Source organism: Thermaerobacter nagasakiensis (genome assembly GCF_055396825.1).
In genome coordinates, this window is record NZ_AP043740.1 from 2,705,198 (window position 1) to 2,717,530 (window position 12,333).

Annotated in this window: 10 protein-coding genes; 3 read left to right on the forward strand and 7 right to left on the reverse strand. The window is 73.3% G+C overall.

Annotated elements, in window-relative coordinates:
• Positions 1-69: 69 nt before the first annotated feature.
• A complete protein-coding gene (locus ACZ5T9_RS11420; RefSeq protein ID WP_464833212.1) occupies positions 70-624 on the forward strand; it encodes a DUF6230 family protein in 555 nt (184 codons plus the stop codon).
• A 200-nt stretch (positions 625-824) separates the two neighbouring features.
• Here the strand turns inward: ACZ5T9_RS11420 and ACZ5T9_RS11425 are convergent, their stop codons facing one another.
• Genes ACZ5T9_RS11425 through ACZ5T9_RS11435 form a run of 3 tightly spaced genes read right to left on the reverse strand, consistent with a single transcriptional unit; the run spans position 825 to position 4,669 of the window.
• Positions 825-1,733, reverse strand: a complete 909-nt coding sequence (locus ACZ5T9_RS11425) for an FAD binding domain-containing protein (RefSeq protein WP_464833214.1) — start codon at positions 1,731-1,733, stop codon at positions 825-827.
• Entirely contained in the window at positions 1,730-4,120 is a 2,391-nt protein-coding gene (locus tag ACZ5T9_RS11430) for a xanthine dehydrogenase family protein molybdopterin-binding subunit (RefSeq protein ID WP_464833216.1), read from the reverse strand. The genes ACZ5T9_RS11425 and ACZ5T9_RS11430 overlap by 4 nt, the downstream gene beginning before the upstream one ends.
• Positions 4,121-4,147: 27 nt before the next feature.
• Positions 4,148-4,669: a (2Fe-2S)-binding protein gene (locus ACZ5T9_RS11435; protein WP_006904301.1), complete on the reverse strand. Its 522-nt coding sequence runs from the start codon at positions 4,667-4,669 to the stop codon at positions 4,148-4,150.
• Between the two features lie 506 nt (positions 4,670-5,175).
• Here ACZ5T9_RS11435 and ACZ5T9_RS11440 point away from each other — a divergent pair.
• Both ACZ5T9_RS11440 and ACZ5T9_RS11445 read left to right on the forward strand, forming a co-directional pair.
• Positions 5,176-6,129, forward strand: coding sequence for a uracil-DNA glycosylase (locus ACZ5T9_RS11440; RefSeq protein WP_464833217.1), 954 nt, complete (start codon positions 5,176-5,178; stop codon positions 6,127-6,129).
• Positions 6,126-7,307: a P1 family peptidase gene (locus tag ACZ5T9_RS11445; protein ID WP_464833218.1), complete on the forward strand. Its 1,182-nt coding sequence runs from the start codon at positions 6,126-6,128 to the stop codon at positions 7,305-7,307. Before ACZ5T9_RS11440 ends, ACZ5T9_RS11445 begins: the two co-directional genes overlap by 4 nt.
• A 23-nt stretch (positions 7,308-7,330) precedes the next feature.
• On the opposite strand, the gene ACZ5T9_RS11450 is transcribed toward ACZ5T9_RS11445, so the two are convergent.
• The 4 genes from ACZ5T9_RS11450 to ACZ5T9_RS11465 form a co-directional block, all read right to left on the reverse strand.
• Positions 7,331-8,662, reverse strand: a complete 1,332-nt coding sequence (locus tag ACZ5T9_RS11450; protein WP_464833219.1) for an MFS transporter — start codon at positions 8,660-8,662, stop codon at positions 7,331-7,333.
• A gap of 189 nt (positions 8,663-8,851) precedes the next feature.
• Positions 8,852-10,489 (reverse strand): argininosuccinate lyase, encoded by a 1,638-nt coding sequence (gene argH / locus ACZ5T9_RS11455; protein ID WP_464833220.1) that lies wholly within the window; start codon positions 10,487-10,489, stop codon positions 8,852-8,854.
• Between the two features lie 49 nt (positions 10,490-10,538).
• Entirely contained in the window at positions 10,539-11,033 is a 495-nt protein-coding gene (locus tag ACZ5T9_RS11460; protein ID WP_464833221.1) for an MOSC domain-containing protein, read from the reverse strand.
• Positions 11,034-11,052: 19 nt separating this feature from the next.
• Entirely contained in the window at positions 11,053-12,312 is a 1,260-nt protein-coding gene (locus ACZ5T9_RS11465; protein ID WP_464833222.1) for an argininosuccinate synthase, read from the reverse strand.
• Positions 12,313-12,333: the final 21 nt, after the last annotated feature.

A 12,333-nucleotide genomic window follows, 5' to 3' on the forward strand; every position in this document is an offset into this window, starting at 1 on the left:
CCCCGGCATGACGAAGCCTGGACGGCAGGGTGAGCGGATCAGTACGTGGCATCAGGGAGGGGAAGACCCATGTCGTACGCCGTGACCACCGGGACCTTCTCCCGGCGCCGTTTCTGGGTCACCTTCGGCATCTCCATGGCCGTGTTGGGCGCCATGCTGTTCGTCATGATGTCCCAGGGCATCGCCCTGGCGGCCCCGCTGGCGGGAATCGGCGGGGTCATGCTGGAGTTCGACCGGCTGGAAGGCACGGGCTTTCAGATGTTGCCCGTCACCAACGACACCGACAAGGCGGCGGGCGTGCCCATGGCCCGGGCCAAGATCGACCACCTGGTGATCACCAACCTGCACCTGTACAAGGACCTCAACGTGGGCGGCAAGACGGTGCGGGTCTCCATCACTGCGTCGCCGGTAAAGATCAGCGGGCTGGTGCAGGACATGACCTACCAGGAGGCCGGCTCCATCTCCTTCAACCAGCAGACGGTCGACGAGCAGCGCGGCAGCAGCCCGCTGTCCATGACCGCACCCGATGTGGTGATCGAGGACGCCAAAATCGTCGCCCACTACCTGTTCCAGAACAAGGCCAAGCTGCCCGGGATGAAGCTGGAGGTCAAGGTGATCGACTGACGGGCGAGCCACCATCGGCCATCCAGGCGGGCCACCGGTGGAGCCGCCCCTCAACCCCCTGCAAGGGTGCGGGCCGGGGCACCATGCCCCGGCCCGCACCCTTGCGCCCTCCCCGGATAGCGGCGGGCGCCGCCCTCCGCCGGCGCCCGCCGCCCCCTGCCCCCACCCGAAGGGCCGGTGCCAAGCCCGGCCGCCCATCTTCAGTCGGCGGCCATGGCCCCCTCCCCGCCGGCCCGCTGCCAGGCTTCTTCCAGCGCCCGGCGGGTGTACACCCGGGCCAGATGGGCCCGGTACTCGGCGGAGGTCAGGGCGTCCCCGTCCACGTCCACGCCTTCCACCGCCCGCTGGGCGGCCTCCGCCAGAAGCTCCGCCGTGGGGACCCGGCCCGTGAGGTGCTCTTCCACCGCCGACGCCCGGTAGGCCGCCCCCGTCACCCCGTTCAGGGCCACCCGGACCGCGGCCGCAGCCCCCTCCCCGTCCCGGGCCACGGCGGCGGCGACCCCCACCAGGGCAAAGTCGGACGCCCTGCGGGCCATCTTCAGGTAGCGGTACCCCCAGCTCCATCCCCGGTCCCCGCCGGCAGCCGCCGGAATGCGGACGGCCGTCACCACCTCATCCGGCTGCAAGGCGGTGATGAAGGGGCCGAAGAAGAACTCCCCCGCCGGGATCGTCCGCCCCCCGCCGGGCCCGGCCACTTCGATCTCCGCCTCGAGCGCCAAGAGGGCCGCGGGGTAGTCGGCCGCAGGGTCGGCGTGGGCGATGCTGCCGCCCAGGGTGCCGCGGTAGCGCACCTGCATGTCGCCGATCACCCCGGCCACTTCGGACAGCAAGGGCGCATGCCGGCGGATGGTGGCGTCGGTCATCACCTGGTGGTGGGTCGTCAGGGCCCCCAGGCGCAGGGCGCCGTCCGGTTCCACCGAGATCCCGGACAGTTCCCGGACCCGGCCCAGGTCGATCAGGACCTGGGGCTGGGCCAGGCGCAGCTTCATGGCGGGCAGCAGGCTGTGCCCGCCCGCCAAAAGCTTGGCCCCGTCGCCGTACTGCGCCAGCAGCCGGAACACCTCATCCAGGCTTTCCGGCCGGTGATAGGCGAAGGCGCTGGGGATCACCGCCCCTCCCCCCCTTCCGCGGCCGCCGCCGCTTCCTGGGCCTGCTGGATGGCCCGCCACACCCGCTCCGGCTTGCAGGGCATGTCGATGTGCCGCACGCCCAGGTGCGAGACGGCGTCGACGATGGCGTTGACCACCGCCGGCGTGGCGGCGATGGTGCCCGCCTCCCCGATGCCCTTGACGCCCAGCGGGTTGACCGGCGACGGCGTGCAGGTGAAGTGCGACTCGAAGGACGGGAGCTCCGCCGCCGTCGGCACGGCGTACTCCATCAGCGAGGCGTTGACGGGCTGGCCGTTCTCGTCGTAGACCAGCTCCTCGAACAGCGCCTGGGCGATGCCCTGGGCGATGCCGCCGTGGACCTGGCCCTCGGCCAGCAGCGGGTTGATCACGTTGCCGCAGTCGTCCACGCAGACGTACCGCAGGATCCGGGTGCGGCCGTCCTCGGTGTCCACCTCCACCACGCACACGTGGGTGCCGAAGGGGAAGGTGAAGTTCTCCGGCTGCCAGAAGGCCGTCTCCTCCAGCCCCGGCTCCAGGCCCGGCGGGAAGTTGATGTGGGACGCCAGGTTGGCGGCGGCGGCGATCTGGGTGAACTTCAGAGCCCGCTGGGGCGCCCCCTTGACCCGGAACTCGCCGTCCACGAACTCCAGGTCCTCGGGGCTGCACTCCAGCTGGTGCGCCGCGATCAGGGCGGCCTTCTTCTTCACCTTCTGCAGGGCGTGGTAGAGGGCGATGCCGCCCACCGCCGCCGAGCGGCTGCCGTAGGTCCCCAGGCCGATGGGGCCGCGGCCCGTGTCGCCGTGGAGCACCTCCACGTCTTCCGGCGGAATGCCCAGCTCGCTGGCGACGATCTGGGACCAGGCGGTCTCGTGGCCCTGGCCGTGGGCCGACGAGCCCGTGTAGACCGTCACCTTGCCGGTGTGGTGGACCCGCACCTGGGCCGACTCGAACAGGTTGCCCCCGTAGAAGGTCCCCGCCAGGGCCGCCGACGGCGCCAGGCCGCAGGCCTCGATGTAGCTGGAGATCCCGATTCCCAGCTGCAGCCGGTCGCCCCGCCGGCGCCGCTCGGCCTGCTCCCGCTCGAGCTCCTCGTACCCTACGGCCTCCAGCGCCTTGTCCAGGGCGGCGTGGTAGTCGCCGGAGTCGTAGGTGATGCCCACCGGGTTGGTGTACGGGAACTCGTCCTTGCGCACGAAGTTCTTGCGCCGCACCTCGGCCGGATCCAGGCCGAGTTCGTCCGCCAGCCGGTCGATGGTCCGCTCCAGGAAGTGGGTGGCCTCGGGCCGGCCGGCCCCCCGGTAGGCGTCGGTGGGCGTCTTGTTGGTGAAGACCCCGGTGATCTTGATGGCGTGGTGCTTGTGGCGGTAGGGTCCGGGCGAGACGATGAGCCCCAGGATGGGGATGTAGGGCGTGTTCAGCTGGTTGTAGGCCCCCAGGTCGCAGATCCAGTTGATCCGCATGCCCAGGATCTCGCCGTCGCGCCGGGCGGCCACCTCCACGTCGATGATGCCCTCCCGGCCGTGGATGGTGGTGACGAAGTTCTCCCGCCGGTCCTCCACCCACTTCACGGGGCGCCGCAGCCGGCGGGCCAGGAAGGGGACGATGACCTCCTCCGGGTAGACGTTGAGCTTGGCCCCGAAGCCGCCCCCGACCTCCGGGGCGATCACCCGCATCTGGTGCTCAGGGACGCCCAGGATCCCGCAGAGGTTGATCTTGAGCAGGTGCGGGATCTGGGTGGTGCTCCAGACGGTGAGCTCGCCCGTGGCCGGGTGGCAGTCGGCCACCACCGCCCGGGGCTCCAGGGCCATGGGCACCAGCCGCTGCTGCAGGTGCCGCTGGCGGATCACCACGTCGGCTTCCCGGAACGCGGCCTCCACGTCGCCGCCGGCCGCCTCCCAGGTGTAGGCCACGTTGCTGTCGAACTGCTCGTGGACCCGGGGGGCGCCCGGATCCATGGCCCTCTCGGGGTCGACCACGGCCGGCAGCGGCTCATAGTCGACCTCCACCAGGGCCGCGGCGTCCCGGGCCGCCGCCCGGGTCTCCGCCACCACCACGGCCACCCCCTCGCCCACGTGGCGCACCACGTCGATGGCCAGGGGCCAGTGGGGCGGGTTCTTCAGCCCCTCGTACAGCCACGCGCAGGGCAGGGGCGCCTGCAAGCCCTGCTTCAGCTCCTCGCCCGTCAGCACCGCCACCACACCCGGTGCCGAGCGGGCCGCGGCGGTATGGATCCCCCGGATCCGGGCATGGGCATGGGGGCTGCGCACCACGGCCATGTGGACCATACCGGGCAGCTTGATGTCGTCGGTATAGGTGCCCGAGCCCGTGATCAAGCGGGGGTCTTCCTTGCGCTTGAGCCGCGCGCCAATGCCTGCAACCGGCACCATCTTCACCCCCCTCGCCGGCGGCCGGGATCAGTCGGCGGCCGCACTGCGCTGTTCCTGCAACCGGCGGGCGGCGTACTGCACCGCCCGGACGATGTTCTGGTAGCCCGTGCAGCGGCAGAGGACGCCCTCGAGCCCCTGGCGGATCTCCTCCTCCGTGGGGTTGGGGTTCACCTCCAGCAGGTGCGCCGCGGCCATGATCATGCCCGGCGTGCAGAAGCCGCACTGCAGGCCGTGCTGCTCCCAGAACCCCTCCTGGACGGGGTGGAGCCGGCCGTCCCGAGCCAGGCCTTCGATGGTCACCACCTCGGCGCCGTCGGCCTGCACCGCCAGCACGGTGCAGGACTTGACCGCCTGGCCGTTGAGGTGGACCGTGCAGGCCCCGCAGTTCGACGTGTCGCAGCCGACGTGGGTGCCGGTCAGGCCCAGTTCCTCCCGCAGGAAGTGGACCAGGAGGGTGCGGGGTTCCACCTCCCGCGTGTAGGTGCGGCCGTTGACCGTCACGGTGACCGTCACCCGCTGGCCGGCCGCTTCCTGGCCGGTCGCTGCCATGACGCCGCCCGACCTCCTTTCACGGGCCCGCGCCCGCTATGGCATTCCGGCTCCCGGCACCGGCACGGGGAACCGGGACCGCCGCTGGGGGATGGGTGCCGCACATGGCACCTGCAGCTCGCGGGGTAGCCGGTGCGTGCCGCCCGGCTTGGGGCGGGCCGGTGCGGGGACGAACCGGCCCCCTGCCGTGCCTGGCACCGCCGGCCACCGTGACCGGAGACCGGTGGAAGGGCGAAAAGTGGCACGATGGGTGCTAGCGAGTGGCTGGAACCGCGATGCATCCCCCGTTAGGCAATGGAATACGGCGGACAGGTTCCAACTCCTGCCGGACCCCGGGCGCCCCGGCGAGCGCTCGTCCCCGGTCAGCCCCTTGCGTCGGCCCCTTGCGGGAGCGCGGGCGGCCGGGGGCGGGGGCGGGCGGTCACGGGTCGCCCTCGCCTGCACCGGGGCTCTCGCTTCAGCGTGGGAAAGGGCAAGGCCGCCGGGCGGGCTGGTACAATGGCGGTATGAACGGTTCCCAGCGGCAACCCGGGACGGTGCCCGCGGCAGCCGCCGTGCCCCCCTGCGATCCCGTCGCGGCGGCGGGGGACGCGGCCGCCGCCATCGCCCGCATCCACCAGGACATCGTCGCTTGCCGGCGCTGCCCCCGCCTGGTGGCCTACACGGCCCAGGTGGCCCGGACCCGGCGCCGGGCCTACCGGGACTGGGACTACTGGGGCCGGCCTGTGCCCGGCTTCGGCGACCCCCAGGCCCGGCTGCTGGTGGTGGGCCTCGCCCCGGCCGCCCACGGCGCCAACCGCACCGGCCGCATGTTCACCGGCGATTCCTCGGGCGACTGGCTCTACCGCGCCCTGTACCGGGCCGGCTTCGCCAGCCAGCCCACGGCCACCCACCGGGACGACGGCCTGCGGCTCCACGGCGCCTATATCACCGCGGCCTGCCGCTGCGCTCCCCCGGACAACAAGCCTTCCCGGGAGGAGCTGGCCGCCTGCAGCGCCTTCCTCCGCCGGGAGCTGGACGTCCTCTGGCCCGGGGTCCGGGTCATCGTGTGCCTGGGGCAGATCGCCTTCGATGCCGTGCTGCGGCAGGTCCGGGATCGGGGCCTGGGCTGGCCTGTGGAGGTTCCGCCCGGAGCCGGTGCCCTGGCCGGGACGAACCGGCCCCGGCCGGTTCGTCCCCGCTTCCGCCACGGGGGCGAGTACCGCTGGCCGGCACCTTCCCGGGTCCCCACCGCGGGAGACCCGGGAGGCCCGGCGGCCCCTGGGGAACGGCCCCCGCTCCCCCTGCCCGTGCTTCTGGCCAGCTACCACCCCAGCCGCCAGAACACCCAGACCGGCCGGTTGACGGAAGCCATGTTCGATGCCGTCTTCCGCCGGGCCCGGGAGCTGGTGGACGGCGGGTACCTGCCGGCAGCCCCCGCCCCGGCCGCGCCGGGCGAGAGCCGGAGGGAAGGCGCATGACGCCCGGGGCCATGCAGCGCGGCCCGTTCAACGCCATCACCGACGTGGCCGGCGTCCGGGTGGGCCACGCCACGGTGATCCGCGGCGAGGGCCCCTTGCGGGCGGGCCAGGGGCCGGTGCGAACGGGCGTCACCGTGATCCTGCCGCCCGGCGACCTGCGCTCCATCTACGACGGCAAGTTCACGGCCGCCGCCCACGTGATCAACGGCTTCGGCAAGGCCCTGGGCCTGGCCCAGGTCACCGAGCTGGGCCGGCTGGAGACACCCATTCTCCTGACCAGCACCCTTTCCATCTGGCGGGCCGCCGACGCCCTGCTGGATCACATCCTGGCCGCCCACCCTGCCATCGGCATCACGGCCCCCACGGTCAACGTGGTGGCGGGCGAGTGCAATGACGGCTGGCTGAACGACATCCGCGGCCGCCATGTGGGGCCGGCGGAGGTGGCGGCGGCGCTGGCGGGGGCTGCCGGCGGCCCGGTGGCGGAAGGCAGCGTGGGCGCGGGGACGGGCATGGTCTGTTACGGCTTCAAGGGGGGAATCGGCAGCGCCTCCCGGAGGTGGCGGGCCGCCCTGCCCGGTGCCGGCGAGGTGACGGTCACCCTGGGCGGCCTGGTGCTGGCCAACTTCGGCCGCCGGCGCGATCTCACCATTGCCGGGGTCCCCGTGGGCCGGCTGCTGGCCGGCCCCGACGAACCGGCCGCCCGGCCCCGGCCGGGCGGCCAGGCTGCCCGGCCGGCCCCTGCCCGGCTCGGCCCGGGGCCGGAGCCCGCCGGGCAACCCGGGCCTGGGGCCGGCGAGGGGGGCTCGGTGGTGGTGATCCTGGCCACCGACGCCCCCTTGAGCTCGCGCCAGCTGGGCCGCATCGCCCGGCGGGCCGCCGCGGGCCTGGCCCGGACGGGCACCGTCTACTGGCACGGCAGCGGCGATTTCGTGCTGGCCTTCAGCACGGCCCGCGGCTACCCGCCCTACCTGCCCGACGAGGGGGCGTACCTGAACCCGTTCTTTGAAGCGGCCGCCGCCGTGACGGAGGAGGCGGTGATCCGGGCCCTGGTGGCGGCCCGGCCGGTGACGGGACGCGACGGCCACCGGGTACCCGCCCTGCCCGTCGACCAGGTGCGCCGCCTTCTGGAAGAACGCGGCATCGCCTGGGACTACGGCCCCGAGCCGGAGGGTGCCTAGGGGCATCCCGCCGCCGGCCCGCCTCAAGACCAATCCGCCGCCCCCGGCGGCACGGTCGCCTTCTCTCCGGCCCCTCCAGCGGCCGCGGTGGTGCCGGCCGGGGGGGCCGCTGGGGCCGCCACCGCCCCCAACCGGGACCCCGCCCCGGCCACCCGCCGCACCAGCACTGCGTACATCCCCACCACCGGCAACAGGAAGGCGGCGCTGGCCACCAGGCCGGCTTCCACGGCAATCGCTGCCGCGATACCGCCCAGGACGGGACCGCCGATGATCTCGCCGAAGGAGTGAAACTGCTCCACCATCGACAACACGGTGGCCCGGGCGCGGGGGTCGAGGCCCTGGTTGACCCAGGCCACCTGCAGGGGATCGTAGGTTTCGCGCAGCAGGGCGGTGAGCCAGTAAAAGCCGGTGGCCGCGGCCAGGGACCCGGCCAGGCCGAAGCCGGCCACACTGGGCACCAGCAGCATGCTGATGGCCAGAAGCATCCGCCCCACCCTGGCAGGGTCGCCCACCCCCCGCCGGCGGACGACCTCCGCAGCAGCCATGCTCAGCAGCATGGCCCCGGCGGTCAGCAAGCCGATCCAAACCACCGCCCCGGTGCCCGCCGGGCCCGCCGCCCCGCCCGCCGCGCCCCCCAGCTGGGGGAAGCGGGTCAATAGGTGCAGTTGCCAGAGACGGTCGAATCCCTCGCTGGCCAGCCCGTAGAAGATCCCGATGGCCAGCAGCAGCCGCAGGCCGGGCCGGCCCTGCACAGCCCGCCACCCGTGCCGCCAGGTCCCCCCCACCCCCTGCCAGAGGGAGTCGCCCGGTCGCCACCGGGGCCGGTACCCCCGTTCGGACATCATCAGAGCCAGCACCAGGGCCAGCACCCACATGCCGGCCCCAGCCACCCGCAGGGGCAGGTTCAGCCGCAGGCTGCCCAGTGCCACGCTGGCACCAATGCCCAGCAGCGTGGCCGCCTGGGCGGCCTGGGCACCGCGCACGTACAGGTAGCGGGCTCGTTCCTCCCCCACCTCGTCGGCGATCCAGGCGGCGTCGGCGCCGCTCGTGAAGGTGTAGCCCAGTCCCCAGAGTACCTGGCCCAGCATGATGGCCGGCAGGGCGGGCACCGCCCCTTCCACCAGCAGGCCGGCCCCGATGGTGGCCAGGCCCAGGAGGACCGAGGCTCGGCGCCCGTAGAGGTCGGCGACCACGCCCGTGGGCACCTCGCAGAGGGTGACGGTGATCTCCAGGACGGTGCCCACCAGTGCCAGTTCCAGGGGCCCCAGACCGGCCTGCTGGATGCGATAGAGGGCGGCCACGGTGTGGGCCGTGGTGAGAAGGAAGGCCATGCCGAAGCGATACGCCACGTACACCGATGCCGGGTCGCCCCCCACGGACGGGAGGGGAGGCCGGCGATCACGCCGCCACCATTCCATAGGCCCACCCCGGTCCGGCGCCGGGTGGGACCTTCCGGACCGGTCCCCAGGGAGGAGCGGCCCGCGCCGCCCCGCCGGCGCCCCGCAATGCCAGTGCCCCCATCATAGAGGGGCATCGGGCCGACGTCACGGGGCCGGGGAGACCTCCCCGCCTGCAACCGCGCCCGGGCCCCCTTCTCCCGCGCCGCCTCCACCGGCCAGGCCCTGTCCTGGGCTCGCCGGTCCTGTGAACCCGTCCCGTGCCGCCTGCTCTGCCGCAGCGGCCAGGATGGCCCGGGCTTCCGCCAGCTGCCGCTCCACCGCCTGGCGGGCCGTGCCGCCGTACAGCTTCCGGGCTTCCACCACCGCCCGCGGCGAAAGCCGCCCCAGGGCCTCGGGGCCGAACAGGGGGCTGTGGGCCCGCAGGTCGTCCAGGGTCAGGTCCTGCAGCCGGCGGCCGGCCCGGATGCAGTGCAGGACCAGCTCGCCCACGATGCGGTGGGCCTCGCGGAAGGGGACGCCGCGTTCGACCAGGTGGTCCGCCAGGTCGGTGGCGGCGGAGAAGTCGCGCTCCAGGGCGGCTGCCATGCGGTCTGCCCTCACCCTCATGGTGCGGATCATCCCGGCGCAGAGGGGCAGGGCGGCCTCCAGGGTATCCAGGGCATCGAAGACGCCGGCCTTGTCTTCCTGCAGGTCCCGGTTGTAGCTCAGGGGCAGGCCCTTGAGCACCGTCAGCAGGCCCACCAGGGCGCCGTAGACCCGGCCGGTCTTGCCGCGGATCAGCTCGGCCACGTCGGGGTTCTTCTTCTGGGGCATGATGCTGGAGCCGGTGCAGTAGGCGTCGTCCAGCTCGATGAAGCCGAACTCCTCCGACGACCACAGCACCAGCTCCTCGCACAGCCGGGAGAGGTGCATCATCAGGATGCTGGCCGCCGCCAGGAACTCCAGCAGGTAGTCGCGGTCGCTGACGGCGTCGATGCTGTTGGGGTAGATCCGGCCGAACCCCAGCTCCCGGGCCACCTGCTCCCGGTCCAGGGGGAAGCCCGTGCCCGCCAGGGCGGCGGCCCCCAGGGGGCACCAGTCCGCCCGCCGGCGGGCATCGGCCAGCCGCCCCGCGTCCCGTTCCAGCATCCAGAAATAGGCCAGGAGGTGGTGGCTGAAGAGCACCGGCTGGGCCCGCTGCAGGTGGGTGTAGCCGGGCATGATCACGTCCAGGTGCGCCTCGGCCTTCTCCACCAGCGCCTGCTGCAGTCCCCGCACCGCCGCCGCCAGCCGGTCCAGGGCTTCTTTCATGTAAAGGTGCATGTCCGTGGCCACCTGGTCGTTGCGGCTGCGCCCCGTGTGAAGCTTGCCCGCCACCGGACCCACCACCCGGCCCAGCAGGTGCTCCACGTTCATGTGGACGTCCTCCAGGGCGGGGTCCAGGGCGAAGGTGCCCTCTTCCAGGCGGCGCCGGACCTCGGCCAGCCCCTCCACCAGGGTCCGGGCTTCTTCCGGCGGCAGGACACCGCAGGCCCCCAGCATCCGGGCGTGGGCCTGGCTGGCCCGGATGTCCACCTCCAGCAGCCGGCGATCCACGTCGATGGAGGCGGTGAAGGCCTCCACCGCCCGGTGGGTAGCGGCGGTGAAGCGGCCGCCCCAGGGCTTGGCATTCGCCGGGAGTTCGGGCTTGGCGCTGGCCGGGGGTTCGGGCCTGGCGTTGACCGGGGTTTCGGGCAAAGTCTCGCCGGAGCGGGCCTGGTGCGGCAACGGAAGGTCGCCGGGTGCGGGCCCGGTTGCGGGCACGGGCGGTCGCCTCCTTTATGGTGTGGCATGACTCGGGTGATCAAGGTGATCACGCTGCGGGAAGGGGGCCGGGGTCGTCTTCCGGACCGGCGGCCACCACCGGGTCGCCGGTGCAGATCCACCCCGTGGTGAGGATCCGCGCCCGCAGGCCGCCGCGGCCGGCCAGGGCGGTATTGAGCCCCGGGGCGACCCGCCCCTCCAGGTAACCGCAGGGATCGCAGGGTCGCACGCCCTCCACCCAGACGGCACCCAGGCGGAAGCGACGGCCTATCAGGCCGGCCAGGCGGACGCCGCGGGGCACCACGTTGCGCCGCAGGTCCGCGGGGTGCAGGGGCCGGCCCAGGGCCTGGGCGACGGCCGCCACCACCTCTTCTTCGATCAGCGTCAGCTGGACATCGGGCCAGCCCAGCCACGTCCCCGTCCCGAGGAAGTAGCGGTCGCCCTCCAGGCCCCGGCCGGCCACGGCCCGGGCCGCGGGCACCGTCACCACCGGCGCCCCGCCCGCCGGGGCAAGGCAAAGCAGCACCACCCGGCCGCCGGGCATGGTCCGGTCGCCTCCCATGTTACGCGCCGGGCGCAGCCGCCGGGCTGGGTTCGACCGCAGCACCGGTGCCTCCTGCCCCGGGTGCCCCCGGGCCGTGGACCGCCGCATGGACCCGCGTGGGCAGGCCCCACAGCTGGATGAACCCCACGGCCGCCCGGTGGTCGAACCGGTCACCGGGGGAGTAGGTGGCCAGCTCGTGGCGGTAGAGGGAGTAGGGCGAGCGCCGCCCCACCACCGTGGCGGTCCCGCGGTAGAGCTTGATCCGCACCTCCCCCGTGACGTGCCGCTGGGTCTCGGCCACGAAGGCGTCCAGGGCCCGCTTGAAGGGCGAGAACCAGAGGCCGTTGTAGATCACCTGGGCCACCTGCTGCTCGATGACCGGCTTGAAGTGCAGCACCTCCCGGGGCAGGCAGAGGGCCTCCAGGGCCCGGTGGGCCTCCACCAGCACCACCGCCGCCGGGGCTTCATAGACCTCCCGGGATTTGATCCCCACCAGCCGGTCTTCCACCATGTCGATCCGGCCCACGCCGTGACGGCCGGCCACCTGGTTCAGCCGTTCGATGAGCTGGACCAGCCCCAGGGGCTCGCCGTTCAGGGCCACGGGCACGCCGGCCTCGAAGGCCAGGGTGATGGACTCGGGCTCGGCCGGCGCCTGCTCGGGGGCCACCGTCATGGCGTAGGCCTCCTCCGGCGGCTCGGCCCAGGGGTCTTCCAGGACCCCCGCCTCGCAGCTGCGGCCCCACAGGTTGGCGTCGATGGAGAAGGGGTTCTCCTCGGTCACCGGGATGGGGATGCCGTGCCGGCGGGCGTAGGCGATCTCCTCGTCCCGGGACCAGGCCCACTCCCGCACCGGGGCCACCACCTTGAGGTCGGGCGCCAGGGCCGCCACGGAGACGTCGAAGCGCACCTGGTCGTTGCCCTTGCCGGTGCACCCGTGGGCCACGGCGGTGGCGCCGTACTGCCGGGCGGTCTCCACCAGCAGCTGGGCGATCAGGGGCCGCGAGAGGGCGGCCGACAAGGGGTACCGCCCCTGGTAGAGGGCATTGGCCTGGAGGGCCGGCAGCACGAAGTCCCGGGCGAAGCGTTCCCGGGCGTCGACCACCACCGCCTCCACGGCCCCCACCTGCAGCGCCTTCTGCCGGATGAAGTCCAGGTCCTTGCCTTCGCCCACGTCGGCCGAGAGGGCGATCACGTCATAGCCGTAGGTTTCCTTGAGCCAGGGAATGGCCACGGAGGTGTCCAGTCCCCCCGAGTAGGCCAGCACGATCTTCTCCGCCACGGCGGCGTCCCTCCATCCCGT